The organism is Cupriavidus sp. MEYA8, assembly GCF_059278825.1.
The window spans coordinates 2130940-2157886 of record NZ_CM181221.1 but is presented as its reverse complement, the minus strand read 5'-3'; the positions used below and the strand labels follow the sequence as shown (position 1 = coordinate 2157886).

The window sequence follows — 26947 nt, the reverse complement described above, 5'->3', positions numbered from 1 at the left end:
TCATGCATACCGTACCGGTGATCCGAGGCACGGCTGGCGCCACTATTTGATCCTCGCGGCGGTGGTGCTCGGGCTGGGCCTACTCTTCCTGGCGTGGCCTGGCTAAACGCGCTTGCGCGGAGGGGATGGAGATCCCTGCGTCATCGTCTTGGACGCTCCTTTCAGTGCCAGCGACGCCCACAATCGATGTGGCTCCTGTACCATACGCGCCTTGCATTCCAAAGGGGTCGTATGTTCTTTCGAGCAGCGGTAATAGGGGCTGGCGTGGCAGTGGCCGCGATGATGGCCGGATGCGCCACCGGCACATCGGAGAAAGATATTCGTGCGCGTCCGCCGATGCGCTTGTTCACGCCGGCAAAAATGGCTGACGTTGCCAAATGCCTGCGCAACAATCTCGGCGACGAAGCCACGATGGTCAACCTGCCGGCACAGAACCAGATGGAAATCCGGATCGGACAGCCAAAGATCAGTGGCGAATTTGCGTATGCCTACCTGATCTCGCTGACCGCCAGGCCGGATGGCACGGCGGTCGAGTTGCGCAAGACTAATACATGGTTCCCGCAGATGACTCCGGAAGAACTGGAGACGGAAACCAAGGCGTGCGCGCGTAGCTGATCAGGCCAGCTTGCTAGTGGTTTCCAGTTCAAGCATCCTGCAGATCGCGGCCATGCTGCCTACCATGGTCCGGCGCTGCGCGCCCTGATAGACGCGCACGCCCTTGCACTGGCGGAAGGGCACCGGCTTGACCGGGCGGCGGGCGGCGACGTGGTGGGTTTGCGGCATGGTTGCACCTCTTTTTCAGGCAAAAGCGGGGTCAACACCCGGCAAGCCGGGCGGCGTCTGCAAAGCAATGGAAGCGGGTGGGTCCGCGCAGGCGAAGCGCCTGCCGTGACCGGCTAGAAGCCGGAGGATCGGATCAGGCCGACCGCGATGCCTTCCAGCGAAAACTCTTCGCGCCCCGGTTCAACGATGATGTTGGCGAAGTCCGGGTTTTCCGCGATCAGCTCGATATGGCCGCCGCGCCGTTGCAGGCGCTTGACCGTGACATCGTCGCCGAGTCGCGCCACCACGATCTTGCCGTTGGGCGCTTCGCTGGCCCGGCGCACGGCGAGCAGGTCGCCGTCGAGAATGCCGGCGTCGCGCATGCTCAGGCCGCGCACGCGCAGCAGGTAGTCGGGGCGTTCATCGAAGACCGAGGCGTCCACCTGGTATTGGCGGTCGATATGTTCGGCGGCAAGGATGGGGCTGCCGGCTGCGACGCGGCCAACCAACGGCAGCGTCAGCTGCAAAACGCCGGGGATGGGTAGCGAGAACTGGTCCGGCATTTCCGAGTCGCTGCGCGAAACCTTCAGGCGGATGCCGCGCGAGGCGCCAGGCGTCAGCTCGATCACGCCTTTGCGGGCCAACGCGCGCAGGTGCTCTTCCGCGGCATTTGGCGAGGAAAAGCCAAATTCGGCAGCAATCTCGGCACGCGTCGGCGGGAAGCCGGTACGGCGGATCGTATTGCGGATCAGATCGAAAATCTGCTGCTGCCGGGGTGTCAGGGTCGCCATGGGATCGCCGTTCCGTGCGGGCGCGCTGGGCAGGGTTGGATGGGCTGCCCAACGGGGTGGGCGGTCCCCGAAATCCTGCATCCGGCGGGCCGGGCACTGTATGTTTAAACAGTATGCTGTGATTTTATACAGTATCGGCGTCAGCGCAAGCAGAATTTTTGCTGGCGCGCGTGAACCGATCGGCCTCGGCGCGGGCCATTCCGGTGGAAGTCCGCCGTTACAATCGCGATTCCATCGCCCGGCGCATGTATTCCCGTCTGTTTCCTGAGCCCCAGCATCCATGACCCAATTGCCTCGCATCGTTGTATTGGCTACCGGCGGCACCATTGCCGGCGCTTCCGGCAACCCCGCCAGCAGCGCGCACTACCAGGCGGCCACCGTGCCCGTGTCGTCGTTGCTTGCGGCGGTGCCGGCGCTGCAGTCGGTGGCACGGATCGAAGCCGAGCAGGTGGCGCAGGTCGACAGCAAGGACATGACCTTTGCGCTGTGGGTCGCGCTGGCCGCTCGCGTCGAGCACTGGTCGGCGCAGGCGGATGTGGCGGGCATCGTGATCACGCACGGCACCGATACGCTGGAAGAAACGGCGATGGCGCTGCACCTGACCCAGGCGTGCCCGGTCCCGGTGGTGATGACGGCGGCGATGCGGCCGTCCACCTCGCTGTCGGCCGACGGGCCGCTCAACCTGCTCGACGCGGTACGGGTGGCGGCGTATCCGGATGCGCGCGGAAAGGGCGTGCTGGTGGTGCTGAACCAGCAGATCCATGCGGCGCGCGATGTTGCCAAGGCGCATACCTCGGCGGTGGATGCCTTCGTGTCCCAGTGCGGGCCGCTCGGGCTGGTGCAGGACGACTACGTGGGCTTTGCCCGCACGCCCCGGCAGGCATGGGCGATCGGTCCGATGCCGGGCGCATGGCCGGTGGTCGAGATCGTGGCGAGCTACGCGCAGCCGGGCCGGATCGCCGTCGATGCGCTGGTGCAGGCTGGCGTGGCGGGCCTGGTGGTGGCCGCCGCCGGCAATGGCTCGATACACGAAGTGCTGGCGGAGGCCCTGGTGGATGCCGCCGCCGCCGGAGTGGCGGTGGTGCGCAGTTCGCGCACCGGGGCAGGTCATGTGGCGATTCCGGCGCATCCCAGCCCGTCCGATGGCGTTTTTGTCTCCGCCTCGGACCTGAATCCGTATAAGGCGAGGGTACTGCTGGCATTGGCGCTTGCGGCGGATCCTGCGCTGGCACGGGATCCCGTGCGCCTGCAGGCCGCCTTTGCCAAAGCCTGAGCCAGCCTTGCCGCTTGCGCGCCCCGTTGGCGCCGGGCTATAATTTGAGGCTATTCAACCTTGCCACACCGGACTCGTGACGCCCGGGTGGCTAATCCCAAAAGGAGCGTCAATGCGTCATTACGAAATCGTCTTCATCGTCCACCCGGACCAGAGCGAGCAAGTGCCGGCCATGATCGAGCGCTACAAGCAGCTCGTGACCTCGCAGAACGGCAACGTTCACCGCGTGGAAGACTGGGGCCGTCGCCAGATGGCCTACATGATCCAGAAGCTGGCCAAGGCTCACTACGTTTGCCTGAACATCGAATGCGGCAAGGACACGCTGGCTGAACTGGAACACGCCTTCAAGTTCAACGACGCCGTTCTGCGCCACCTGATCGTGCAGACCAAGAAGGCTGAAACCGCTCCTTCGCCGATGATGAAGGAAGTGCAGCGCGAAGAAGCCCGCAAGGCCGCGCAAACGACCACCGAAGGCCAGGCCGCCTGAGTGCGGACTGCGGTGCGCGCCCAGGCTGACCATGTCGGCCCTGGCGGCACGGATGGCAAACGGCAAGAGGCCCCGCGTTGAACCAACTTCGGCTTGCCGCCACTTTGGCGGAACGCGATGCCCTGCGCTATACCCCGGCCGGAGTGCCCGTCGTGAACTGCATCCTGCAGTACAGCGGCGAGACGGTCGAGGCGGAAACGCCACGGCAGGTTGAGTTTGCCATCGCGGCAATGGGGATCGGGCCGGTGGGTCAGCGGCTTGAGCGGTTACCGCTCGGCACGCTGCTCGACTGCGAAGGATTCCTCGCCCGCAAGCACCGCAACAGCAAGGCTCTCGTCTTTCACATCACCGGATGTAAAGCATTCGTAAAGGATTGAATCATGGCATTCGTCAAACGTGACAACAAGAACAAGAAGCGCTTCCAGCAACAGAACCCGCTGTTCAAGCGCAAGCGCTTCTGCCGCTTCACCGTGGCTGGCGTGGAACAGATCGACTACAAGGATCTGGACACCCTGAAGGACTTCATCGGCGACAACGGCAAGATCACGCCGGCCCGCCTGACCGGTACCAAGGCCCACTATCAGCGTCAGCTGGATACGGCGATCAAGCGTGCGCGTTTCCTCGCGCTGCTGCCGTACACCGACCTGCACAAGAACTGATAGGCCCTAGGTCCGTAACGGAGAAAACACGATGCAAGTCATTCTGCTGGAAAAAGTCATCAACCTGGGCAACCTGGGTGACATCGTCAAGGTGAAGGACGGTTACGCTCGTAACTTCCTGATCCCGTCGAAGAAGGCGCGCCGCGCCACGCAAACCGCGATCGCCGAATTCGAAGTCAAGCGCGCCGAGCTGGAAAAGGCCGCCGCCGAGAAGCTGGTCGCGGCGCAAGCCGAAGGCGAGAAGCTGAACGGCCTGACCGTCCAGGTCAGCCAGAAGTCGGGTGTGGACGGCCGTCTGTTCGGCTCGGTCACCAACGCCGACATCGCCGTGGCCCTGGAAGGCCAAGGCTTCAAGGTCGAGAAGGCTCAGGTTCGCCTGCCGAACGGCCCGCTGAAGATGGTGGGCGACCACCCGATCAGCGTCGCGCTGCACACCGACGTCGTGGTCGACGTGACCGTGTCGGTGCTGGGCGAGCAGGTCTAAGACCCGCTGCAGCGGTGCCGCTGCGCGGCGCCGCCCGAAGCACTGCAAGCAGAAAAGGCAGGAGCCCTGGCTCCTGCCTTTTTTGTTGCCCGCTGGCGCTGGCCGGCAGATGTTGGACGCACGTCCGGCAAATGTCCGGTGTAGTGCGTCCTCCTGCCAGCGTCCCGCCGTTATAATCCCTCCCCATGAACGCGCCCGTCGCCGACCCCCAACTCGACAACCTCAAGGTCCCGCCGCATTCCATCGAAGCCGAGCAGTCGGTGCTCGGTGGCCTGCTGCTGGACAATGCCGCCTGGGACCGCATTGCGGACTTCCTTTCGGAGGCGGATTTCTACCGCTTCGACCACCGGATGATCTTCCAGAGCATCGCCCGGTTGATCTCGGCCACAAAGCCGGCCGACGTGATCACGGTCTATGAAATGCTGCAGGTTGCGGGCAAGGCCGAGGAAGTTGGCGGGCTGGCGTACCTGAATTCGCTGGCACAGAACACGCCCAGCGCGGCCAATATCCGCCGCTATGCGGAAATCGTGCGCGAGCGTGCGGTGCTGCGCAAGCTGGTTACGGTGGCCGACGATATCGCCTCGGCCGCCTTCGCGCCCAAGGGGCGGGAAGTCCGCGAGCTGCTGGACGAAGCTGAATCCAAGGTCTTTGCGATCGCCGAGGAAGGCGCGCGCGGCCAGGCCGGCTTCCAGGAAATCCAGCCGCTGCTGACGCAGGTGGTGGAGCGCATCGACGAGCTTTACCATCGCGACAGCACCAGCGACGTGACCGGCGTGCCCACGGGCTTCGTGGACCTGGACCGGATGACCAGCGGCATGCAGGGCGGCGACCTGATCATCGTCGCCGGCCGCCCGTCGATGGGTAAGACCGCGTTCTCGCTGAACATCGGCGAGCATGTGGCGGTGGAGCAGGGCCTGCCGGTGGCAGTGTTCTCGATGGAAATGGCCGGCACGCAGCTGGCCATGCGTATGCTCGGCTCGGTCGGGCGGCTGGACCAGCACCGGTTGCGTACCGGCCGCCTGCTGGATGAAGACTGGCCACGCCTGACGCATGCCATCCAGCGCATGAACGATGCGCAGCTGTTCATCGACGAAACTCCCGCGCTGAACCCGATGGAACTGCGCGCGCGCTCGCGCCGGCTGGCGCGCCAGTGCGGGCAGCTCGGCCTGATCATCATCGACTACCTGCAGCTGATGTCGGGCTCCGGCGGCGGTGAGAACCGCGCGACGGAAATTTCAGAGATTTCCCGTTCTCTGAAGGGCTTGGCCAAGGAACTCAACTGCCCGGTGATCGCGCTGTCGCAGCTGAACCGAAGCCTGGAACAGCGTCCCAACAAGCGTCCGGTGATGTCCGACCTGCGTGAATCCGGCGCTATCGAACAGGATGCCGACGTGATCCTGTTCATCTACCGCGACGAGGTCTACAACCCCGATTCGCAGGACAAGGGCACCGCCGAAATCATTATCGGCAAGCAGCGTAACGGCCCGATCGGCACGGTGCGGCTGACCTTCCTGGGCCAGTTCACCAAGTTCGACAACTTCACCGGCGGCCCGGCGTTCTTCGACAACGACACCTGACGAAGTCAAGCCGCCTGCAGAGATCGCGCCGCTGGCCGTCTCGTTTGTGCCAAATCGGCGGGCAATGTCCGCGTAACCCTGTAAAATATTGCGCTTTGATGACAGCCGCCGACCCGGCGGCTGTCGTGCTTCGCGTTCAATCCATCTGCAACACATCAGCAGCGCTACACGCGCCGCCTTAAGGAACATTCCATGTTCGGCCGATTCATGCCCACCGAGGGCAAGTTCTTCGAATATTTCAACCAGCACGCCGACTGCGCGGTGACCGCCGCCCACGAGCTCCAGGCCCTGGTCAACGACCTGCCCAACGCCGAGGCCCATGCCCGCCGCGTCCAGGCCACCGAGAAGAAGGCCGACCGGATCACGCACGACACCATCGACCTGCTGCACAAGACCTTCATCACGCCGCTGGACCGCGACGAGATCCACAAGCTCATCACGACCATGGACGATATCCTGGACCTGATGGAAGACGTGGCCGAGACCATCTCGCTGTACGACGTGACCAACCTGACCGAAGAGGCGCTGCGCCTGGCCGCAATCTGCGTGCAGTGCTGCGACCAGGTCAAGATCGCGGTGGGCCTGCTCGAGGACATGGGGAATGCCAGCACCATCCTGAAGACCGCCCAGCAGATCGACCAGCTCGAGTCCGAGGCCGACCGCGTGATGCGCTCGGCGATGTCGAAGCTGTTCCGCGACGAGACCGACGTGAAGCGCCTGATCAAGCTGAAGGCCATCTACGAACAGCTCGAGACGATCACCGACAAGTGCGAGGACGTCGCCAACATCATCGAAGGCATCGTCCTGGAAAACGCCTGAGGCGGCAATCGGCATGCAGACCATTCAAATGAGCCTGTGGGTGATTGCCCTGCTGGTGGCGCTCGCGCTGCTGTTCGACTTCATGAACGGCTTCCATGACGCGGCCAACTCGATCGCCACGGTGGTGTCCACCGGCGTGCTCAAGCCGCACCATGCGGTCGCTATGGCGGCGATGTGCAACGTCGTCGCCATCTTCGTCTTTCACCTGAAGGTGGCGGCCACCGTCGGCACCGGCACCATCGATGTCGGGATCGTCGACCACTACGTCATCTTCGGCGCCCTGGTCGGGGCGATCGCCTGGAACGTCATTACCTGGTACTACGGCATCCCGTCGTCGTCGTCGCACGCACTGATCGGCGGGCTGGTCGGCGCGGCGGTGGCCAAGGCCGGCACCGGTGCGCTGGTTGGCAGCGGTCTGCTGAAGACGGTGGCCTTTATCCTGATCTCGCCGTTCCTGGGTTTCGTGCTTGGCTCGATCATGATGGTGATGGTGGGCTGGACCTTCTTCCGCACCCCGCCGTCGCGTGTAGACCGCTGGTTCCGCCGGCTGCAGCTGGTGTCGGCCTCGCTGTACAGCCTGGGCCATGGCGGCAATGATGCGCAGAAGACCATCGGCATCATCTGGATGCTGCTGATCGCCAGTGGCCACGTGATGGCTGGCGGCCAACCCCCGACATGGGTGATCGTGAGCTGCTATGTGGCCATCGGCATGGGCACGCTGTTCGGCGGCTGGCGCATCGTGCGAACCATGGGGCAGAAGATCACCAAGCTCAAGCCGGTGGGCGGCTTCTGTGCCGAGACCGGGGGAGCGCTGACGCTGTTCTTTGCCTCGGCGCTGGGCGTGCCGGTATCGACCACGCATACGATCACAGGGGCCATCGTCGGCGTCGGTTCGGCGCAGAAGATGTCCGCGGTGCGCTGGGGCGTGGCCGGCAATATCGTGTGGGCCTGGGTGCTGACGATCCCGGCATCGGCCTTCATGGCGGCGATCGCATGGTGGATCGGGCGCCATATCCTGTAACGCAGGGTTGGACGGTCATGCAAAAAGCCAGGCAGCTGCCTGGCTTTTTGTTTGCCCGCGTGCCAGGCGCTCAGCGGTTGGCGAAGGCGGCGATGGGATCGTCGTCGTCGGGCAGCGGGGCCGGTTCCGGTACCGGCGGCGCTGGTGCGGGGGCCGGTATAGCAGGCGGCGGCAGGTTGATCGCGCCGGAAACCACGCGCCGCGCGCCGTTGTAGCGCGAGGCCCAGTATGGCTTGCCCATGTCTTCCAGCCGCACGGTGCCGCCGGACGATGGCGCATGGACAAAGCGGTTCTGGCCGACGTAGATGCCGACATGCGAGTTGGCGCGTCCGGTGGTGTTGAAGAACACCAGGTCGCCGGAGGCGACTTCGCTGCGGTCGAGCGTGGTGCCGCGGGTGCCCATGGCTTCGGTGGTGCGCGGCAGGTCCACGCTGGCGGCACGGGATACCACATAGCGTACCAAGCCGCTGCAGTCAAAGCCGGCATCCGGCGTGTTGCCGCCGTAGCGGTAGGGCGTGCCGACCAGCGACATCGCCTGGATCGAGATCTCCTCGAGTCCGGCGCTGGGATCGACCATGGGCTTGCCGGGCGTACGCGGCAAGCTGCCATGGCGAGAGGGTGGGGAACTGGCGCACGCTGCCAGCAGCAGTGCGGCGGCGCAGAGCAGCGGCATGCCGGCCCGGGCAAGCGGGCCTGGCAGTGCGGGAGGACTGGAAGAGCTAGGGGTACGGGGCAATGGCATCGCTGGATTCCGGTCGCCGGCCTGCCGGCGCACCGGAAGCCTTGACGCTACCAGCGTAGCTGGGCGTTGCGCGTACCGGTGCTGACCTTGATCGACTTGGCCTGGCCCTTGTAACTGGCTTCGATATTGTAGCTGCCTTCCGGCGCACGTATCAGGCAGCGGGGGCCGGCGGCGCGGAAGGTTGCGACCTCCTGTTCGTCGCGTACCAGCTTGACCGCGACGTCGGACAGGAACTCGCCCGCGGCGCCTTGCGTGAACAGGATGCCGATATTGAAATCCTTCTCGCGCGCGGCCAGCGCATCGCGCTCGTCTTCGGCGACACCGCCGCAGACATAGCTGACCGGACCCATGGTGCGAATCACCAGGTCGTCAGCCGCTGCGCGCGCCTGAAGCGGGCCGGCCAGGACCATGGCAGCGCCAATCAGCGCGGCCAGGCGGAGATGCTGTTGGTTCATCGACGCCTCCGGTTGGGGGTGCGGGACAACAAGCGGATGTGCGGACATCATAGCCGCATTGTGCTTGCCGTTCACGACAGCGGGCCGGGGCGACCGCCCGCAAGGCAGGCGTCCCGGCTGCCGCCCGCGTCAGAGCACGTCGCCGGCGTGGTCGGCCAGGCGCGAGCGCTCGCCGCGCGCCAGCGTGATATGCCCGCTGTGGCTCCAGCCCTTGAAGCGGTCCACCACGTAGGTCAGGCCGGACGAGCCTTCGGTCAGGTACGGCGTGTCGATCTGCGCGATATTGCCCAGGCAGATGATCTTGGTGCCGGGGCCCGCGCGCGTCACCAGCGTCTTCATCTGCTTGGGCGTCAGGTTCTGTGCCTCGTCGATGATGACGAACTTGTTGACGAAGGTGCGGCCGCGCATGAAGTTCATGCTCTTGACCTTGATGCGCGAGCGGATCAGCTCCTGCGTGGCGGCGCGGCCCCAGTCGCCGGCGCTGTCGTCGCTCTTCTGCAGCACTTCAAGGTTGTCGTCGAACGCGCCCATCCACGGCTGCATCTTCTCTTCCTCGGTGCCGGGCAGGAAGCCGATGTCCTCGCCGACCGGCACGGTGGCGCGGGTGACGATGATCTCGTTGTAGAGCTTCTGGTCGAGCACCTGCTCCAGGCCTGCCGCCAGCGCCAGCAGCGTCTTGCCGGTACCGGCCTGGCCCAGCAGCGTGACGAAGTCGATGTCGGGATTCATCAGCAGGTTGAGCGCGAAGTTCTGCTCGCGATTGCGCGCGGTCACGCTCCACACATTGTTCTTGTGGTGCGTGTAATCCTTGAGCGTCTGCAGCAGTGCGGTCTTGCCGTTGATTTCCTTGACCTGCGCGTACAGCGGCAGGCTGCCGTCGACCGGTTCCAGGTAGACGAACTGGTTGACCAGGAAGGAAGGCACCAGCGGTCCGGTCAGGCGATAGAACATCGCGCCGGACTTGGGATCCTGCCAGCTTTCCACGCCCTTGCCGTGCTTGGCCCAGAAGTCGCCGGGCAACTGCATGACGCCGGCGTAGAGCAGGTCCTTGTCTTCCAGGACCTGGTCGTTGTAGTAGTCCTCCGCCGGCAGCCCCAGTGCGCGCGCCTTGATGCGCATGTTGATGTCTTTGGACACCAGCACGACCTGGCGCTCGGGGTATTGCTGCTGCAGCGCGCTGACCACGCCCAGGATCTGGTTGTCGGCCTTGCCCTGCGGCAGGCCCTCGGGCAGCTTGATGTCGTTCAGCCGCGTCTGGAAGAACAGCTTGCCCTGCGCGTCGCGGTTGCCGAGCTTCTCCAGCGGCAGGCCCTCGTCGAGTACGCCGTCGGTGCCGCCCACCAGCGAATCGAGCGTGCGGCTGACCATGCGCGCGTTGCGCGCGACTTCGCTCATGCCCTTCTTGTGGTTGTCCAGTTCTTCGAGCGTCATCATCGGCAGATAGATGTCGTGTTCCTCGAAGCGGAAGAGCGAGCTCGGGTCGTGCATCAGCACGTTGGTGTCGAGCACGAACAGCTTGCTCGGGCCTTCGGCCTTGCGCGCGCGGCGCGAGGTGCCGGCCACGGGCTTGACCAGGCTGACCGGCGGCGCGCTGGCCGTGGGCGCGGGCCCGGCCGGGGTCTCGGTGCTGCGGGCGCGGGTACCACCGGCGGCGCGCGCCTTCACGGCAGGCGCCCTGGCCTCGCCGGTTTCCAGCAATGCCACGCGCTCGAGTGCCGGCACAGGTTTCTTCAACTGTGTGGCGGACTTGGCCTTGGGCACCGCGGAGACCGGAGCGAATTCGCTCGGGTCCAGCAATTGGGCAGGCTTGGCGGGCATGGTAGGCAGCGGCATGCTTGGCTTTCCTTTCAGGGGGACGAGAGAGGGGCTAAGGCGTCCGTGCCGCGACGCGCGACTGCGTCGTGGTCATGGGCCGGGGCATGCATGCGCGAGGCACCCGGCGCGGACAGGCGTGAGCGCAAACAAAAAAGCCGCCATGCCTGCATAACAGGGTTGGCGGCTTCTTTGCGGACCGGCGACACGGCAGGTCCGCGACCGGCCTGTGGCGCGAACCGCCTGGGCCGGGAAGTCGAATCAGCGTGGCATCCGGAATCTGAACTCATTACGGGCCAATGTATCCGAAGGTCCCGGGTTTGGCAATTGGGTTTGGCAACCCTTTGCGGCGCCGGCTGTACGCGGTGTCGCAGCCACGCAAAACACGCAGGACCTCAGATGGCGCGCACCAGTTCCAAAATTTCGTCGACATGGTTCGGCACCTTGATGCCGCGCAGCTCGTGCCGCAGGATGCCCTTGCCGTCGATGACAAAGGTGCTGCGCTCGATGCCGCGATACTCCTTGCCATAAAGCTTTTTCATCTTGATGACATCGAACAGTGCGCACACCGCTTCGTCGGCATCGGAGATCAGTTCGAACGGCAGCTCGAGCTTGGCCTTGAAGTTCTCGTGCGAACGGATGCTGTCGCGCGAGATGCCGAACACCTGCACGCCGGCCTTGGTGAAATCCTCGTACTGGTCGCGGAAGTTCATGGCCTCCGTGGTGCAACCCGGCGTGTTGTCCTTCGGGTAGAAGTACAGCACCACCGTCTTGCCGCGGAAGTCGGCAAGGCGGAAGGTGGCGTCGCCGGTCATCGGCGCGCTGAAGTCGGGTACGGCCTTGTTGAGACTGATCGTCATTCTTGTGGCTCCTGGGCAAGGGGCAGGGAGATTCGGGAAGGGGGGTGCTGCCACCTTAGCGGGAGCAGATTGGGGCGCGCACCCGGACTTCAAGCGTGGCGTGGGCTCAACTTCGGCGTGGGCGCACCACGCGATCCCGCTTCGACCTCAGGCAGCGCCGGCGGCCGGCTCGATCAGCAGCACCGCAGCCACCTTGCGGCCCTCGGCCATCAGGATGTTGTAGGTGCGGCAGGCGGCCTGCATGTCCATCGCGTCGACGCCCACATGGCGGCGCGAGAGCGATGCGGTCAGGCGCGGGTGCGGGAAGCGCAGGCGCGAGCCGGTGCCAAGCAGCACCACTTCGGGATTGAGTTCGGCCAGCTGTTCGAAATGAGCCGGCTCGAGTTCTTCGAAGCGGTTCACCGGCCAGGGCCGGATTTCGCCCTCGGGCATGACCAGGATCGAGGTGGTGTGGCGGACGAGGTTGATCTCGATATAGTCCGGCCCATAGGCCGTGACGGTATTCAGCGACTGGGGCTGGTCGGCGTGGAGTTTCACTTGGAGGCCTCTGCGGCGGCCGCCGCGGATTGCATGGCCGGCCCGTGGGGCGGAAGGCCGGCAGCGCGGGCGGTCGTGGTGTGACGGGCAGGACAGGCGCAGGGCCGGGCCATGGCCCGCGTTCGCTTGCCGTACGCGCCGGTGGCGTACGCTGCAATGCAAGAATCCCTGCCGAAGTCTGTCATAATCCGATAAATTATAGCTTTTGCCTCCCTGTTTGCCACGCCTGTGCCACGCGCGCGTTGCATTGCAGCGGACGGCGCCTCCGCGTTCTTCCAGATTTAGCCAGGTTTTCTGCCCGGTGCCGCCGACGCGGCACACTATGCCTGCCCGACAGCCTGACCGACAGCTTGCCCCGACATCGCCGTGAAACCCATCCAGAAATCCAACAAACTCAATAACGTTTGCTACGACATCCGCGGTCCGGTGCTGGAAAAGGCCAAGCAGATGGAGGAAGAAGGGCACAAGATCATCAAGCTGAATATTGGCAACCTCGCCGTATTCGGTTTTGACGCGCCGGAAGAGATTCAGCAGGACATGATGCGAAATCTGCCGAATTCGGCAGGTTATTCTGATTCCAAGGGCATTTTCGCTGCACGCAAGGCGATCATGCACTATACCCAGCAAAAAAATATCGAAGGCGTTGGCCTGGACGATATTTATGTCGGCAACGGCGCCTCCGAGCTGATCGTGATGGCGGTCAACGCGCTGCTCAACACCGGCGACGAAGTGCTGGTGCCGGCGCCGGACTACCCGCTGTGGACCGCCGCGGTCAGCCTGTCCGGCGGCACGCCGGTGCACTATATCTGCGACGAGGCCAACGAGTGGATGCCCGATCCGGCCGATATCCGCGCCCGCATCACGCCGCATACCAAGGCCATCGTCATCATCAACCCGAACAACCCCACCGGGGCGCTGTATTCGGATGAGCTGCTGCTCGAGATCGTCGCCATCGCGCGCGAGCATGGCCTGATCATCTTCGCCGACGAGATCTACGACAAGGTCCTGTACGACGGCGTCACCCACACCTCGATTGCCTCGCTGTCGACCGACGTGCTGACGGTGACCTTCAACGGCCTGTCCAAGAACTACCGCTCGTGCGGCTACCGCGCGGGCTGGATGGTGGTGTCGGGCGACAAGCGCCCGGCCATCGACTACATCGAAGGCCTGAACATGCTGTCGTCGATGCGCCTGTGCGCCAACGTGCCGGGCCAGTGGGCGATCCAGACCGCGCTGGGCGGCTACCAGAGCATCAACGACCTGGTCGCGGAAGGCGGGCGCCTGCGCCGCCAGCGCGACCTGGCCTATGAACTGATCACCGCGATCCCGGGCGTGACCTGCGTCAAGCCCAAGGCGGCGCTGTACCTGTTCCCGAAGCTGGACCTGTCGATGTACCCGGTGCAGGACGACCAGGAGTTCATCTACGAACTGCTGCAGGAGTCCAAGGTGCTGCTGGTGCAGGGCTCCGGCTTCAACTGGGCCAAGCCCGACCATTTCCGCATCGTGTTCCTGCCGCATGAGGAAGACCTGCGCGAGGCCATCGGCCGTATCGCGCGCTTCCTCGAGGCGTACCGGAAACGCCACGGCAAGGCAGCGGCCTGATTTCGCGGGCTGCGCCGCAACCCATCCTTAGCAACTCAGAAGATTGTCCATGAACCCCATCAAAGTTGGCCTGCTCGGCATCGGTACCGTCGGTAGCGGCACGTTCAACGTGCTCAAGCGCAACCAGGAAGAAATTCGTCGCCGCGCCGGCCGCGGCATCGAGATTGCCGTGGTGGCCGATCTCAACACCGAACGCGCGCGCGAACTGACCAACGGGGAAGTGGAGATCGTCAGCGACGCGCACCAGGTGGTGACGCGCCCCGACATCGACATCGTCATCGAGCTGATCGGCGGCTACGGCATTGCGCGCGAACTGGTGCTCAAGGCCATCGAGAACGGCAAGCACGTGGTCACCGCCAACAAGGCGCTGCTGGCCGTGCATGGCAACGAGATCTTCGAAGCCGCGCGCAAGAAGGGCGTGATCGTGGCCTTCGAAGCCGCGGTCGCCGGTGGCATCCCCATCATCAAGGCGCTGCGCGAAGGCCTGACCGCCAACCGCATCCAGTGGATCGCCGGCATCATCAACGGCACCACCAACTTCATCCTGTCCGAGATGCGCGACAAGGGCCTGGATTTCGACGTGGTCCTGAAGGAAGCGCAGCAGCTGGGCTACGCGGAAGCCGATCCCACCTTCGACATCGAGGGCGTCGATGCCGCGCACAAGGTCACGCTGATGAGCGCGATCGCCTTCGGCATGCCGGTGCAGTTCGACCGCGCGCACGTGGAGGGCATCACGAAGCTGTCCGCCACCGACATCAAGTACGCCGAGGAACTGGGCTACCGCATCAAGCTGCTGGGCATCACGCGCCGCCGCGACGACGGCGTGGAGCTGCGCGTGCATCCGACCCTGGTGCCGGCCGCGCGCCTGATCGCGAACGTGGAAGGTGCGATGAACGCCGTGCTGGTGCAGGGCGACGCCGTGGGCGCCACGCTGTACTACGGCAAGGGTGCCGGCGCCGAGCCGACCGCCTCGGCCGTGATCGCCGACCTGGTCGACGTGACCCGCCTGCACACCGCCGACCCGAACCACCGCGTGCCGCACCTGGCGTTCCAGCCCGACGAGCTGTCGAGCGTGCCGGTGCTGCCGATCGAAGAGATCAACAGCTCGTACTACCTGCGCATGCGCGTGGCCGACGAGACCGGCGTGCTGGCCGAGATCACCCGCATCCTGGCCGAGGGCGGCATCTCGATCGACGCCATGCTGCAGAAGGAATCGCGCGAAGGCGAGCCGCAGACCGACATCATCATCCTCACGCACATCACGCGCGAGAAGCACGTCAACGCCGCCATCGCCAAGATCGAGGCGCTGTCGACCGTGCTGTCCGACGTGACGCGCCTGCGCATGGAAGAACTGAACTAAGCGCAGCCACCGCATAGCCACAGCAGAGCCACATGAAATACCAGTCGACCCGCGGCCATGACATGCCGCAATCGTTCTCCGAGATCCTGCTCGGCGGCCTGGCCCCCGATGGCGGCCTGTACCTGCCCAAGCAGTATCCGCAAGTCACGGCCGACGAGCTGGAGGCCTGGCGCAAGCTGCCGTATGCCGACCTGGCCTACGAGGTCCTGCGCAAGTTCTGCGACGACATTCCTGCCGAGGACCTGCGCGCGCTGACGCGCAAGACCTATACCGCCGAGGTGTACTGCAACGCGCGCGAGGGCGATAACACCGCCGACATCACGCCGCTGCGCACGCTGGGCGAAGAAGGCGGTACGAAGCTGCAACTGCTGGGCCTGTCCAACGGCCCGACGCTGGCCTTCAAGGACATGGCGATGCAGTTGCTCGGCAACCTGTTCGAGTACGCGCTCGCCCGTGCCGGCCAGGAGCTGAACATCCTGGGCGCGACCTCCGGCGACACCGGCAGCGCCGCCGAATACGCGATGCGCGGCAAGCGCGGCATCCGTGTGTTCATGCTGAGCCCGCACCGCAAGATGAGCGCGTTCCAGACCGCGCAGATGTTCAGCCTGCAGGACCCGAATATCTTCAACATCGCCATTGAAGGCGTGTTCGACGACGCGCAGGACATCGTCAAGGCCGTCTCCAACGACCACGAATTCAAGGCCCGCCAGAAGATCGGCACGGTCAATTCGATCAACTGGGCGCGCGTGGTGGCCCAGGTGGTTTACTACTTCAAGGGCTGGCTGCTGGCGACCGACGGCCCGGGCCAGAAGGTCTCGTTCTGCGTGCCGTCGGGCAACTTCGGCAATGTCTGCGCCGGCCATATCGCGCGCATGATGGGGCTGCCGATCGACAGGCTGGTGGTCGCCACCAACGAGAACGACGTGCTCGACGAGTTCTTCCGCACCGGCGCCTACCGCGTGCGCAAGTCGGCCGAGACGTATCACACCTCCAGCCCGAGCATGGATATCTCCAAGGCCTCGAACTTCGAGCGCTTCGTGTTCGACCTGCTGGGCCAGGACGCCGGCAAGCTGGCTGCGCTGTTCCGCGACGTGGATGAGAAGGGCGGCTTCGACCTGGCGGGCACGCCGGAATTCGACCGCATCCGCGCATTCGGCTTTGTCTCGGGCCGCAGCACGCACGAGGACCGGCTGGCGACCATCCGCGACCTGTCGTCGCGCTATGGCATCACCATCGATACCCACACCGCCGATGGCGTCAAGGTGGCGCGCGAGCATCTCAGCGCCGGCGTGCCGATGGTGGTGCTGGAAACCGCGCTGCCGGCCAAGTTCGCCGACACCATCCGCGAGGCGCTCGGCCACGAGCCGGAGCGTCCGGCCAGGTTCGAGGGCATCGAGAGCCTGCCGCAGCGCTTTGAAGTGATGCCGGCCGACGCCGCCAGGGTCAAGGCCTATATCGCCGGCCACACCGGCCTGTAAGCACGCTGGCGCCAAGGGCACGCTGCGGCACCGCGGCGTGCCGTGTCCGCGCCAACTCGCTACAATCAGGCTGCGGGCCCGATCCCCGGCCCCCGGATTGCTTCCTGCTGTCATGGCGGAGGCGATGCGCGGGCCGTTTCTTTTTGGCCAACCCGCATGGGCCAACCCTTCCTGCACATCGCACCATGACCCAAGCCGCAGCACCTTCCCGTCCCCCGATGCTGACCATGGCCCAGGCGCTCGATGCGCTGCTGTCCGCCGCGCGCCCGCTGGCGCAGGTAGAGCAGGTCGACACGCTTGACGCCAATGGCCGCGTGCTGGCCGCGCCCGTGACCAGCACGCTGCGCGTGCCGCCGGCGGACAACACCTCGATGGATGGCTACGCCATGCGCGCCGCCGATGTCCCGGCAGCGGGCACGCGGCTGCGCGTGTCGCAGCGGATTCCGGCGGGGCATGTCGGCACCGAACTGCAGCCGGGCACCGCCGCGCGCATCTTTACCGGCGGCCTGATTCCGCCAGGCGCCGACGCCGTCGTGATGCAGGAGCAATGCACGGCGGAGGGCGAGGACGTGATCGTCAACCACGTGCCGCAATCCGGTGAATGGATCCGGCGCGCAGGCGAGGACATCGAGGCCGGCAGCGTGATCCTGCCCGCGGGCACGCGGCTGACGCCGCAGGCGCTGGGCCTGGCCGCGTCGGTCGGGCAGGCTAAGCTGGACGTGGTGCGCCGCGTGCGCGTCGCGGTGTTTTTCACCGGCGACGAACTGGCGATGCCGGGCGAGCCGCTCAAGCCGGGCGCGATCTACAACTCGAATCGCTTCACGCTGCGCGGCCTGCTGGAAAACCTGGGCTGCGAGGTCAGCGACTTCGGCATCGTGCCCGATACGCTGGCGGCCACGCGCGAGACGCTGCGCCGCGCGGCGCAGGGGCACGACCTGATCATCACGTCGGGTGGCGTGTCGGTCGGCGAGGAAGACCATATCAAGCCCGCGGTCGAGGCGGAAGGTCGCCTCGACATGTGGCAGATCGCAATCAAGCCGGGCAAGCCGCTGGCGTTCGGCCAGGTCAACAGCGCAGGGCCCGACCGGGCGTTTTTCCTGGGCCTGCCGGGCAACCCGGTGTCGAGCTTCGTTACCTTCCTGCTGTTCGTGCGGCCGTTCATCCTGCGCCTGCAGGGCGTTGCCGACGTGGCGCCGCGCCGCCTGCCGCTGCGCGCCGATTTCGAACTGAACAAGGGCGACCGCCGCAACGAGTTCCTGCGCGCGCGCATCAATACCGAAGGCGGGCTGGACCTGTTTCCCAACCAGAGTTCCGGCGTGCTCACGTCCACGGTATGGGGCGACGGGCTGATCGACAACCCTCCCAACCAGGCCATCGCGTGCGGCGATACCGTGCAGTTCATTCCGTTTGACGGCCTGCTCGCATAGCCGGCCCGCATTACCAGCATGTACACAGAGGCAGTCATGACCATCGAACTACGATTCTTCGCCAGCGTGCGCGAACAACTCGGCGTGGCCGAGGAGCGCGCCGAGGTGCCGGCCGAGGTCCGCACCGTGGGCGAGTTGCGCCAGTGGCTGCGCCAGCGCGGCGGCGCCTGGGCCGAGACCCTGGCCGAAGGCCGCGCGCTGCGCATGGCCGTCGACCACGCGGTGGCGCGCCCCGACACGGCGATCACCGATGGTTGCGAGGTTGCCTTCTTCCCGCCCGTTACCGGAGGCTGAGATGAGCGTCAGGGTTCAGCGCGAGGATTTCGACCTGGGCGCCGAGGTGGCGGCACTGCGCGCCGGCAACCCGCAGGTCGGCGCCGTGGCCAGCTTTATCGGCACAGTGCGCGATGTCAGCGAGGGCAGCGCCATCAGCGCGATGGAGCTGGAGCACTACCCGGGCATGACCGAGAAGGCGCTGGCGCAGATCGAGGCGGCGGCGTGCGCGCGCTGGGAACTGCTGGGCGTCACCGTCATCCATCGCGTCGGCCCGCTGCTGCCGCTGGACCAGATTGTGCTGGTCGCGGTCGCATCGAAGCATCGCGGCAATGCGTTCGCGGCTTGCGAATTCATCATGGACTACCTCAAGTCCGAAGCGCCGTTCTGGAAGAAGGAAGAAACGCCGGAAGGCGCGCGCTGGGTCGATGCACGCGTGACCGATGAGGACGCGCTGAAGCGCTGGGGTATCCAGTCGCTCAACGCCAGCGGAGAGGGTGGAGAGGGCAGCGAGGGCAAGCCCTGATGGGCCCGTTGGGGTTTGTCGCCGTCGGCGTCGGCGCCGCGGCGGGGGCATGGCTGCGCTGGGGTTTCTCGGTGCTGTGGAATGCGCTCAACCCCGCGCTGCCGTACGGCACGCTGGCCGCCAACCTGCTGGGCGGCTACCTGATCGGGCTTGCCGTCGGTTTTTTCGATACCCATGCCGGCCTGCCGCCCGAATGGCGCCTGCTGGCCATCACCGGTTTCCTTGGCGGCCTGACCACGTTCTCGACCTTTTCCAGCGAGGTGCTTGCCAACCTGCTCGCCGGCGACTACGGCTGGGCAGCGATGCACCTGCTGCTGCACCTGGGCGGCTCGCTGCTGCTGACCGCGCTGGGACTCTGGACTTACCGCGTGCTGGCCTGAGCCACCAGCGCGCGCAGCGCGGCATTGAATACCTGCGGCTGCTCCATGTGCGGACTGTGGCCGGCGCCGGCGATCACGGTGAGGCCCGCGTCGGGCCGCAAGTCGCGGGTGGCGATGCCTACTGCCGGGGCGTACAGCCGGCTGGCCTCGCCATACAGGTGGAACAGCGGCAGGCGCGCCGTGCGCAGCGTGTCGAGGAAGTCCTGCCTTGCCATGTCTTCCCATAGCGCGGCCAGCGTGGCGGCCTCGCAGCTCTGCGCCATCCGCGCAATGCGCTGCATCGCCGCGCCGTCGGGGCGCCGTCCTGCCGCCCACAGTCCCAATGCCACCGAAGGCGCCAGCCGCGGCCAGTCGGCGCGGATGCGCGCCGCCATCTGCCTGGCCTGGGTCATGTCGTAATGGCCGTGGAGTCCGTGCGGCCATTGCGGGTCGGTGACCAGCCGGGGCGTCATGTCGATGCTGCCAACTGCCGCCAGTGGACAACCCGGATGGTCGCGCAGCAGCGTCCATGCCACCATCGCGCCCATCGACCAGCCCGCCACGACCACATCGTCCAGCCCGAGATGGCCGACCAGCGCCGCGGCATCGCGCGCCAGCGCCGCGATGGTGGTGCCGGTGCCGTGCCGCGACAGCCCGTGGCCGGCATGGTCGGGCGCAATCACCCTGAATCCCGCCCGCGCCAGCGCGCGCTGGCCGTCGAAGGTTTCGCCGGTGACGGACCAGCCATGCAGCAGCAGCAGCGGCCGGCCGGCGCCGGCTTCGCGCCAGCCCGGCAAGGCGCCATGCGCCGGATGTGTGGAAAAGGGCGGGGCGGCGGCGCTGTCACAAGCCGAATCGGGAGCGTCCAACGACGTGTCTCTCCAGGCGGTAGGTGGGGGGGCGATGCAAGCGAGGGCAGGGTGCGCCTCTATTGACATCCACGCCGGTCAATTTATACGATGAAACATGAATCAGATATCAGGTTTTGCCTGCATATCGGTTTCCGGGGTGGCGGCAGGGGCGAGGAGGAGTAGGAGGAGGTGCCTGCGGCATGACCCGAAGCGGCTGGCATTCCCATGACAAGGCGCGCAGCGCCACCGGAGACAAGATGTCCCAGACCGAGACTGGCGAAGTCGGTGAAGCCACCGACATGGCCCACGCCGGCGGCATGTGCCCGCCCAAGACCGCGCGCGGGCAGAAGACCCGTGCAGCGTTGCTGCGCGCCGCCGAAAAGGTGTTCGGCGAGAAGGGCTACTACGCCGCGTCGATCTCCGAGATCACGCAGGAAGCCAAGGTCGCCATGGGCACCTTCTACCTGTACTTCAAGGACAAGGAAGATATTTTCCGAGCGCTGGTCGGCCACATGCTGGAGCTGGTGCGCACCCACCTGCGCAAGCACGTGGCCAACGCCGCCAGCCAGATGGAAGCCGAGCGGCTGGGCCTGAAGGCCTTTCTCTCCTTCGTTTCGCGCCACAAGAACCTGTACCGCATTGTGCTGGACTCGTACTCGGTGGACGAAACCATCTACAGCAGCTATTTCCAGGTCTTTGCCGAGCTCTACAGCCGGCGGCTGGAGCGCGCCGAAGAGCAGGGCGAAATCGTCCCCGGCGATGCCGAGGTGCGCGCGTGGTGCCTGATCGGCATCAGCAACTTCCTCGGCATGCGCTATGCGCGCTGGAAGCGTCCGGCCTCCATGGAGAAGGTGGTCGATACCGCCTTCGACCTGATCGCCCACGGCCTGCAGCCGCGATGACCACGGCCGCAGATCCGCTGGTCTTGCTCGAACGCCGGGACGGCGTGGCCCTGCTGCGCCTCAACCGGCCGCAGCGGCACAACAGCCTCGTGCCGGCGTTGCTGGAAGCCTTGCTGGCCGCACTGGACGAGGTCGAAGCCGACACGTCGGTCCGTGCCGTGGTGCTGACGCATGCAGGGCGCAATTTCTCGACTGGCGGCGACGTGGCGGCCTTTGCGGCGCAAGGCGATGGCATTGCCGCCTACGCCAGCGAGTTGCTCGCGCTGCTGAACCGTTCGATCCTGCGCCTCACGGCACTGCGTTGTCCGGTGGTGGCGGCCGTCGAAGGCTGGCTGACCGGCGGCTCGCTCGGGCTGGCGCTGGCCTGCGACATGGCCGTACTGGCGCAGGATGCGCGCATCGCGCCGTTCTACACGGTGGTGGGCTTCAGCCCGGACGGCGGCTGGACGGCGATGCTGCCGCAGCTGGCCGGTCCGGCACGGGCGCGCGCCTGGCAACTGAACAACACGGTCGTGGCGGCGCCGGATGCCGTCATGCATGGCCTGGCCTCTGCGCTGTCCGCACCCGGTGCGGCAGAGGCCGATGCAATCGCGCTGGCGCGCGGCGTGGCGGACAAGTTGCCCGGCAGCGTGGCGCATACCCGCGCGCTGCTGCGCTGGGACGCCGACGCGCTGGCAGCGGGCCTGGAACGCGAGCGCGCCGCCTTCGTCGCGCAAATCTCCAGCGCGGAGACCGCCGACGGCATGCGCCGCTTCCTTGCCGGGCGCACGCGAGAGTAGCCGGGCAGTAGAAATTCCCGCAGTTGCAGCAGGTTCCCGCCCTTCTAACGCAAAAGAACCCGAACACAGGAGACAGCCATGCAAAGCAACCCCCTCGCCGTACGCGCCCTGGTCATGGCCGCCGGCCTTCTTGCCACCGGCGCCGCGCTGGCCAAGGATATCCGCATCGCCCACGTCTACGACAAGACCGGCGCGCTGGAAGCGTATGCCAAGCAGACCCAGACCGGCCTGCTGATGGGCCTGGAATACGCCACCAACGGCACCATGACCGTCAACGGCAACAAGCTGGTGGTGATCGAAAAGGATACGCAGGGCAAGCCTGACGTGGCCAAGGCGCAGCTTGCCGCCGCCTACAGCGACGACCGCGCCGATATCGCCGTCGGCCCGACGTCGTCCGGCACCGCGCTGGCGATGCTGTCGGTGGCGGAGGAATACAAGAAGGTGCTGCTGGTCGAGCCCGCCGTCGCCGATTCGATCACCGGCGACAAATGGAACCGCTATATCTTCCGCACCGGCCGCAATTCGTCGCAGGACGCGATCTCCAATGCCGTGGCGCTGGACAAGCCGGGCGTGACCATCGCCACGCTGGCGCAGGACTATGCCTTCGGCCGCGACGGCGTGAAAGCGTTCAAGGGCGCGCTCAAGAACGCGAAGATCGTCCATGAGGAATACCTGCCCACCAACACCACGGACTTCACTGCCGGTGCGCAGCGCTTGTTCGATTCGCTCAAGGACAAGCCTGGCCGCAAGGTGATCTTCATCATCTGGGCCGGCGCCGGCAATCCGTTCAAGATCGCGGACCTCGATCCCAAGCGCTACGGCATCGAGATCGCCACCGGCGGCAATATCCTCCCGGCGATGACCAGCTACAAGAACTTCCCCGGCATGGAAGGGGCCACGTACTACTACTTCGGCATCCCGAAGAACAAGGCCAACGAGTGGCTGGTGTCGAACCACTACAGCAAGTTCAAGGCACCGCCCGATTTCTTCACCGCCGGCGGCATGACCGCTGGCATCGCGCTGGTCGAGGCGCTGAAGAAGACCAACGGAGACACCGGCACCGACAAGCTGATCATGGCGATGGAAGGCATGTCTTTCGAGACCCCCAAGGGCAAGATGACCTTCCGCAAGGAAGACCACCAGGCGATGCAGTCGATGTACCACTTCAAGATCAAGGTGGACCCGGCCTTTGCCTGGGGCGTGCCCGAGCTCGTGCGCGAGATCAAGCCCGAAGAGATGAACGTGCCCGTGCGCAACCAACGCTGATGAACGCGCCAGCCCCCTCCGCCCCCTCGGCCTCCTCCGCCCGCTCTGCCGGCCTGCCGGCGTCGCAGTCGCCCGCTGCGCAGCGCGGCACGGCCGCGGCGGCCGGCGCCCGGCCGCTGCTCGAGACGCGCGACCTGACCATCCGCTTCGGCGGCCATGTCGCGGTCAATGCGGTGTCGTGCGCATTCCGGCCGGGCGAGCTGACCTGCATCGTCGGCCCGAACGGCGCCGGCAAGACCACGTACTTCAACCTGGTCTCGGGGCAGTTGCCGCCCTCCGCCGGGCAGATCCTGCTCGACGGCGAGGACGTGACGCGCCTGCCGGTGTCGCAGAAGACCCGGCGCGGCATCGGCCGGGCCTTCCAGCTGACCAGCCTGTTCCCGCAGCTGTCCGTGCTGGAGAACGTGCGGCTGGCGGTGCAGGCGCGGCAGCAGCGCGGCATCGACCTGATCTCGATGTGGACCAGTCACCGCGACATACGCGCGCAGGCGCTGGCGATCCTGGAGCGGGTGGCGCTGGCGGGCAAGCAGCACCTGGTGGTGGCGTCGCTGCCGCATGGCGACCAGCGCAAGCTGGAAGTCGGCATCCTGCTGGCGCTGCAGCCGCGCGTGTTCATGTTCGACGAACCCACCGCGGGGATGAGCGTGGACGAAGTGCCGGTGATCCTGGACCTGATCCGCGAGATCCGCCAGGACCGCAGCAAGACGGTGCTGCTGGTCGAGCACAAGATGGATGTGGTGCGCTCGCTGGCGGATCGCATCATCGTGCTGCACAACGGCACGCTGGTGGCCGACGGCGACCCCGCCGAGGTGATCGCATCGCCGGTAGTGCAGCAGGCTTACCTGGGCATGGCGGAGGAAGAGAAGGAGGGCGGCAACCATGGCTGACGCGCAACACGCCACGCCGATCCTGCGGCTGCAGGGCGTGCAGACCCATATCGGCCCGTACCACATCCTGCACGGCGTCAGCTTCGACGTGCCGCGCGGCGGCGTGACCATGCTGCTGGGGCGCAACGGCGCCGGCAAGACCACCACGCTGCGCACCATCATGGGTTTGTGGCAGGCAAGCGCCGGCACGGTGAGCTTCGACGGCACGGACATCACGCGCCACAGCACGCCGTCGATCGCGCAGGCAGGCATTGCCTACGTGCCGGAGAACATGAGCGTGTTTTCCGACCTCACCGTGGCCGAGAACATGCGCCTGGCCGCGCGCAGCGGGGCCATCGACGAGCGGCGGCTGGACTGGGTCTTTCGCATGTTCCCGGCACTGAAGACCTTCTGGCACCAGCGTGCCGGCGTGCTGTCGGGCGGGCAGAAGCAGATGCTGTCGGTGGCGCGCGCGATCATCGAGCCGCGCAAGCTGCTGATCGTCGACGAGCCCACCAAGGGGCTGGCACCCGCGATCATCCAGAACATGATCCATGTCTTCCGCGAGCTCAAGCAGACCGAAGTGTCGATCCTGCTGGTGGAGCAGAACTTCAACATGGCAAAGTCGGTGGGGGATACGGTGGCAGTGATGGATGACGGACGCACCGTGCATGCGGGAACGATGGCGGCGCTGGCGGGGGATGACGGGCTGCAGCAGCAATTGCTGGGGCTGTCGCTGGCGGCACACCAGTAGCGCCGTGCAGGACTGATGGTTTGCTCCCCTCTCCCGCGTGCGGGAGAGGGGAGCAAACAACGTGCGGCCGATACGCCCGCCGCAGGATGGAGACCCATGACAACTTCAACGACCTTACCTACCGCACCGCCGGCAGCCCTGCCCAAGGTCCGGCTCGACTGGACCCCGCTGGCCCTGGCGCCGCTGCTGATGCTGCTAGCCTTCCCGCTGGTCGGCAGCCCTTCGACCTGGCTCACGCTGACCATCGCCGGCCTGGCGATGGGGATGATCATCTTCGTGGTGTCCTCCGGCCTGACGCTGGTCTTCGGCCTGATGGACGTGCTCAATTTCGGCCACGGCGCCTTCATCGCGCTGGGCGCCTACGTGGCGGCATCGGTGCTGCTGCCGATGGCAGGCTGGGTGGAGGCGGACAGCCTCGTGCAGAACCTGGCGGTCTTCGCGCTGGCGATTGCCGCGGCCATGGTCGCGGCCGGCGCGGTCGGGCTGTTCTTCGAGCGCGTGGTGGTGCGCCCCGTCTATGGCCAGCACCTGAAGCAGATCCTGATCACCATGGGCGGCATGATTGTCGCCGAGCAGCTGATCAAGGCGATCTGGGGCCCGGAAACCATTGCGCTGCAGGTGCCCACCACCTTCCGCGGCGCGGTGCTGCTAGGCGATGCCGCGATCGAGAAATACCGGCTGATCGCGATGGCCCTCGGGCTGGTGATCTTTATCGCGATGGTGCTGCTGCTCAACCGCACCCGCATCGGCCTGCTGATCCGCGCGGGCGTGGAGAACCGCGAGATGGTCGAGGCGCTCGGCTATCGCATCCGCCGGCTGTTTATCGGCGTGTTCGTGGTCGGCGCTGGGCTCGCCGGGCTGGGCGGCGTGCTGTGGGGGCTGTACCAGCAGAACATCACCGCGGCGATCGGCGCGCAGGTGAACGTGCTGATCTTCATCGTCATCATCATCGGCGGGCTGGGTTCGACCACGGGCTGCTTTGTCGGCGCGCTGCTGGTCGGCCTGATGGCCAACTACACCGGTTTCCTGTACCCGAAGGTTGCGCTGTTCTCCAACATCCTGCTGATGATGCTGATCCTGCTGTGGCGCCCGCAAGGACTGTTCCCGGTGGCACGGCGCTGAACGGAGCGACACGACCATGATCCGACTTCTCTCCGGCGATCTGCCGCGCAGCCGCGTGCTCACCGTGATCCTGCTGCTGATCCTGCTGGCGCTGGCCTGCGCGCCGTTCGCCTTTCCCGGCGCGCGCGCACTGAACATGGCGGCCAAGATCTGCATCTTCGTGGTGCTGGTGGCCAGCTATGACCTGCTGCTGGGCTACACCGGCATCGTCTCGTTTGCGCACACCATGTTCTTCGGCATCGGCGGCTATGGCGTGGCCATCGCGATGTCGCGCATGGAGCCGGGCTGGGGCGCGCTCGCCGTGGGCGCCGCGGGCGCGCTGGCGGTCTCGGCGCTGCTGGCTTTCCTGATCGGCCTGTTCTCGCTGCGCGTGCGTGCGATCTTCTTCGCGATGATCACGCTGGCGGTGGCGACCGCCTTCGCCACGCTGGTGTCGCAGCTGTCGGAATGGACCGGCGGCGAGGACGGGCTGACCTTCAAGGTGCCCGAGGTGCTGCGCCCGGGCTTCTCGCTCGGCGACGCCGAGCTGCTGGGCGTGCCGCTGACCGGCAAGCTGCTGAGCTACTACCTGGTGTTTGCCGGCGCGCTGGTGCTGTTCCTGGCGCTGCTGCGCGTCGTCAATTCGCCGTTCGGCCGCGTGCTGCAGGCGATCCGCGAGAATGACTTCCGTGCCGAGGCCATCGGCTACCGCACTGTGGTCTACCGCACGGTATCGACGGTCTTGTCTGCGATGTTCGCCACGCTGGCCGGGGTGCTGATGGCGGTTTGGCTGCGCTATAACGGTCCTGACACCTCGCTGTCATTCGAGATCATGGTCGACATCCTGCTGATCGTGGTGATCGGCGGCATGGGCACGATCTACGGCGCGGTGATCGGGACGGTGCTGTTCCTGGTGGCGCAGACCTACCTGCAGGACGTGATGAAGCTGGCGAGCGACGCCACCACGGCGCTGCCGCTGCTGTCGTCGCTGCTGCATCCGGACCGCTGGCTGCTGTGGCTCGGCCTGCTGTTTATCCTGAGCGTCTACTACTTCCCGCAGGGCGTGGTGGGGCGGCTGCGCGGCAATCGGGCCGTGCAGGACGTGGCAACCTGAGCGGAGGCCC

At 66.0% G+C, this 26947-nt stretch carries 31 protein-coding genes; 23 read left to right on the top strand and 8 right to left on the bottom strand.

Annotation, left to right across the window (positions count from 1 at the left end; all coding sequences use genetic code 11):
- The first annotated feature begins 264 nt into the window (after nucleotides 1-264).
- Nucleotides 265-615: a hypothetical protein gene (locus AC5WJ1_RS09985; RefSeq protein WP_240745881.1), complete on the top strand. Its 351-nt coding sequence runs from the start codon at nucleotides 265-267 to the stop codon at nucleotides 613-615.
- On the opposite strand, the gene AC5WJ1_RS09980 is transcribed toward AC5WJ1_RS09985, so the two are convergent.
- Complete coding sequence (locus AC5WJ1_RS09980) at nucleotides 616-783, bottom strand: hypothetical protein (RefSeq protein WP_165971523.1); 168 nt, start codon at nucleotides 781-783, stop codon at nucleotides 616-618. It lies immediately after the preceding gene.
- Nucleotides 784-896: 113 nt separating this feature from the next.
- Nucleotides 897-1553, bottom strand: a complete 657-nt coding sequence (gene lexA / locus AC5WJ1_RS09975; protein WP_029048697.1) for a transcriptional repressor LexA — start codon at nucleotides 1551-1553, stop codon at nucleotides 897-899.
- A 280-nt stretch (nucleotides 1554-1833) separates the two neighbouring features.
- On the opposite strand from lexA, the gene AC5WJ1_RS09970 reads away from it, so the two are divergent.
- From AC5WJ1_RS09970 to AC5WJ1_RS09935, 8 genes are all read left to right on the top strand, one after another.
- Nucleotides 1834-2826, top strand: a complete 993-nt coding sequence (locus AC5WJ1_RS09970) for an asparaginase (protein ID WP_195427574.1) — start codon at nucleotides 1834-1836, stop codon at nucleotides 2824-2826.
- 112 nt (nucleotides 2827-2938) lie between these two features.
- Nucleotides 2939-3313: a 30S ribosomal protein S6 gene (gene rpsF / locus AC5WJ1_RS09965; RefSeq protein ID WP_029048699.1), complete on the top strand. Its 375-nt coding sequence runs from the start codon at nucleotides 2939-2941 to the stop codon at nucleotides 3311-3313.
- 77 nt (nucleotides 3314-3390) lie between these two features.
- A complete protein-coding gene (gene priB, locus AC5WJ1_RS09960; RefSeq protein WP_133096466.1) occupies nucleotides 3391-3690 on the top strand; it encodes a primosomal replication protein N in 300 nt (99 codons plus the stop codon).
- A gap of 3 nt (nucleotides 3691-3693) precedes the next feature.
- On the top strand, nucleotides 3694-3972 hold the full coding sequence (gene rpsR / locus AC5WJ1_RS09955; RefSeq protein WP_006575387.1) for a 30S ribosomal protein S18: 279 nt from the start codon (nucleotides 3694-3696) through the stop codon (nucleotides 3970-3972).
- A gap of 31 nt (nucleotides 3973-4003) precedes the next feature.
- Nucleotides 4004-4456: a 50S ribosomal protein L9 gene (gene rplI / locus AC5WJ1_RS09950; protein WP_135705474.1), complete on the top strand. Its 453-nt coding sequence runs from the start codon at nucleotides 4004-4006 to the stop codon at nucleotides 4454-4456.
- A 185-nt stretch (nucleotides 4457-4641) separates the two neighbouring features.
- Nucleotides 4642-6033 (top strand): replicative DNA helicase, encoded by a 1392-nt coding sequence (locus AC5WJ1_RS09945; RefSeq protein WP_063238032.1) that lies wholly within the window; start codon nucleotides 4642-4644, stop codon nucleotides 6031-6033.
- A 192-nt stretch (nucleotides 6034-6225) separates the two neighbouring features.
- A complete protein-coding gene (locus AC5WJ1_RS09940) occupies nucleotides 6226-6852 on the top strand; it encodes a DUF47 domain-containing protein (RefSeq protein WP_029048703.1) in 627 nt (208 codons plus the stop codon).
- Between the two features lie 13 nt (nucleotides 6853-6865).
- Nucleotides 6866-7873 (top strand): inorganic phosphate transporter, encoded by a 1008-nt coding sequence (locus tag AC5WJ1_RS09935; protein WP_133096464.1) that lies wholly within the window; start codon nucleotides 6866-6868, stop codon nucleotides 7871-7873.
- Between the two features lie 70 nt (nucleotides 7874-7943).
- Here AC5WJ1_RS09935 and AC5WJ1_RS09930 read toward each other — a convergent pair whose 3' ends face one another.
- The 5 genes from AC5WJ1_RS09930 to AC5WJ1_RS09910 all read right to left on the bottom strand — a co-directional run bounded on the left by AC5WJ1_RS09930 (nucleotide 7944) and on the right by AC5WJ1_RS09910 (nucleotide 12279).
- A complete protein-coding gene (locus AC5WJ1_RS09930) occupies nucleotides 7944-8615 on the bottom strand; it encodes a C40 family peptidase (RefSeq protein ID WP_135705473.1) in 672 nt (223 codons plus the stop codon).
- Between the two features lie 47 nt (nucleotides 8616-8662).
- Nucleotides 8663-9070: a hypothetical protein gene (locus AC5WJ1_RS09925; protein WP_133096462.1), complete on the bottom strand. Its 408-nt coding sequence runs from the start codon at nucleotides 9068-9070 to the stop codon at nucleotides 8663-8665.
- Nucleotides 9071-9199: 129 nt separating this feature from the next.
- Nucleotides 9200-10903: a PhoH family protein gene (locus AC5WJ1_RS09920; RefSeq protein WP_133096461.1), complete on the bottom strand. Its 1704-nt coding sequence runs from the start codon at nucleotides 10901-10903 to the stop codon at nucleotides 9200-9202.
- A 374-nt stretch (nucleotides 10904-11277) separates the two neighbouring features.
- Entirely contained in the window at nucleotides 11278-11742 is a 465-nt protein-coding gene (locus AC5WJ1_RS09915; RefSeq protein ID WP_133096460.1) for a peroxiredoxin, read from the bottom strand.
- Nucleotides 11743-11889: 147 nt separating this feature from the next.
- The gene (locus tag AC5WJ1_RS09910; protein ID WP_133096459.1) at nucleotides 11890-12279 is read right to left on the bottom strand and encodes an Mth938-like domain-containing protein; all 390 of its coding nucleotides are present in this window, start codon (nucleotides 12277-12279) and stop codon (nucleotides 11890-11892) included.
- Between the two features lie 366 nt (nucleotides 12280-12645).
- On the opposite strand from AC5WJ1_RS09910, the gene AC5WJ1_RS09905 reads away from it, so the two are divergent.
- The 7 genes from AC5WJ1_RS09905 (at nucleotide 12646) to crcB (ending at nucleotide 19325) form a co-directional block, all read left to right on the top strand.
- A complete protein-coding gene (locus AC5WJ1_RS09905; RefSeq protein WP_133096458.1) occupies nucleotides 12646-13881 on the top strand; it encodes a pyridoxal phosphate-dependent aminotransferase in 1236 nt (411 codons plus the stop codon).
- 49 nt (nucleotides 13882-13930) lie between these two features.
- On the top strand, nucleotides 13931-15241 hold the full coding sequence (locus AC5WJ1_RS09900) for a homoserine dehydrogenase (RefSeq protein ID WP_494476059.1): 1311 nt from the start codon (nucleotides 13931-13933) through the stop codon (nucleotides 15239-15241).
- A gap of 32 nt (nucleotides 15242-15273) precedes the next feature.
- Entirely contained in the window at nucleotides 15274-16719 is a 1446-nt protein-coding gene (thrC, locus tag AC5WJ1_RS09895) for a threonine synthase (protein ID WP_133096456.1), read from the top strand.
- A 185-nt stretch (nucleotides 16720-16904) separates the two neighbouring features.
- Entirely contained in the window at nucleotides 16905-18146 is a 1242-nt protein-coding gene (locus AC5WJ1_RS09890; protein WP_494476058.1) for a molybdopterin molybdotransferase MoeA, read from the top strand.
- A gap of 36 nt (nucleotides 18147-18182) precedes the next feature.
- On the top strand, nucleotides 18183-18440 hold the full coding sequence (moaD, locus tag AC5WJ1_RS09885) for a molybdopterin converting factor subunit 1 (protein ID WP_029048714.1): 258 nt from the start codon (nucleotides 18183-18185) through the stop codon (nucleotides 18438-18440).
- A gap of 1 nt (nucleotide 18441) precedes the next feature.
- Nucleotides 18442-18945 (top strand): molybdopterin synthase catalytic subunit MoaE, encoded by a 504-nt coding sequence (moaE, locus tag AC5WJ1_RS09880; protein ID WP_133096454.1) that lies wholly within the window; start codon nucleotides 18442-18444, stop codon nucleotides 18943-18945.
- Complete coding sequence (gene crcB, locus AC5WJ1_RS09875; RefSeq protein ID WP_133096453.1) at nucleotides 18945-19325, top strand: fluoride efflux transporter CrcB; 381 nt, start codon at nucleotides 18945-18947, stop codon at nucleotides 19323-19325. The genes moaE and crcB overlap by 1 nt, the downstream gene beginning before the upstream one ends.
- On the opposite strand, the gene AC5WJ1_RS09870 is transcribed toward crcB, so the two are convergent.
- Nucleotides 19307-20173 carry an alpha/beta fold hydrolase gene (locus AC5WJ1_RS09870; RefSeq protein WP_240745880.1) on the bottom strand — a complete coding sequence of 289 codons (867 nt, stop codon included), beginning with the start codon at nucleotides 20171-20173 and terminating at the stop codon, nucleotides 19307-19309. The two genes, crcB and AC5WJ1_RS09870, sit on opposite strands and share 19 nt — an antisense overlap.
- 239 nt (nucleotides 20174-20412) lie before the next feature.
- Here AC5WJ1_RS09870 and AC5WJ1_RS09865 point away from each other — a divergent pair, with 239 nt between their 5' ends.
- The 7 genes from AC5WJ1_RS09865 (at nucleotide 20413) to AC5WJ1_RS09835 (ending at nucleotide 26937) form a co-directional block, all read left to right on the top strand.
- Nucleotides 20413-21057, top strand: coding sequence for a TetR/AcrR family transcriptional regulator (locus AC5WJ1_RS09865; protein WP_135705470.1), 645 nt, complete (start codon nucleotides 20413-20415; stop codon nucleotides 21055-21057).
- Nucleotides 21054-21836, top strand: coding sequence for an enoyl-CoA hydratase/isomerase family protein (locus AC5WJ1_RS09860; RefSeq protein WP_133096450.1), 783 nt, complete (start codon nucleotides 21054-21056; stop codon nucleotides 21834-21836). Before AC5WJ1_RS09865 ends, AC5WJ1_RS09860 begins: the two co-directional genes overlap by 4 nt.
- Before the next feature lie 78 nt (nucleotides 21837-21914).
- Nucleotides 21915-23102, top strand: coding sequence for a substrate-binding domain-containing protein (locus tag AC5WJ1_RS09855; RefSeq protein WP_133096449.1), 1188 nt, complete (start codon nucleotides 21915-21917; stop codon nucleotides 23100-23102).
- Between the two features lie 116 nt (nucleotides 23103-23218).
- Nucleotides 23219-23989 carry an ABC transporter ATP-binding protein gene (locus AC5WJ1_RS09850; RefSeq protein WP_494476539.1) on the top strand — a complete coding sequence of 257 codons (771 nt, stop codon included), beginning with the start codon at nucleotides 23219-23221 and terminating at the stop codon, nucleotides 23987-23989.
- The gene (locus AC5WJ1_RS09845) at nucleotides 23982-24722 is read left to right on the top strand and encodes a branched-chain amino acid ABC transporter ATP-binding protein (protein ID WP_133096448.1); all 741 of its coding nucleotides are present in this window, start codon (nucleotides 23982-23984) and stop codon (nucleotides 24720-24722) included. Before AC5WJ1_RS09850 ends, AC5WJ1_RS09845 begins: the two co-directional genes overlap by 8 nt.
- Before the next feature lie 96 nt (nucleotides 24723-24818).
- Nucleotides 24819-25844 carry a branched-chain amino acid ABC transporter permease gene (locus AC5WJ1_RS09840; protein ID WP_135705468.1) on the top strand — a complete coding sequence of 342 codons (1026 nt, stop codon included), beginning with the start codon at nucleotides 24819-24821 and terminating at the stop codon, nucleotides 25842-25844.
- Between the two features lie 16 nt (nucleotides 25845-25860).
- On the top strand, nucleotides 25861-26937 hold the full coding sequence (locus AC5WJ1_RS09835) for a branched-chain amino acid ABC transporter permease (protein WP_133096446.1): 1077 nt from the start codon (nucleotides 25861-25863) through the stop codon (nucleotides 26935-26937).
- Nucleotides 26938-26947: the final 10 nt, after the last annotated feature.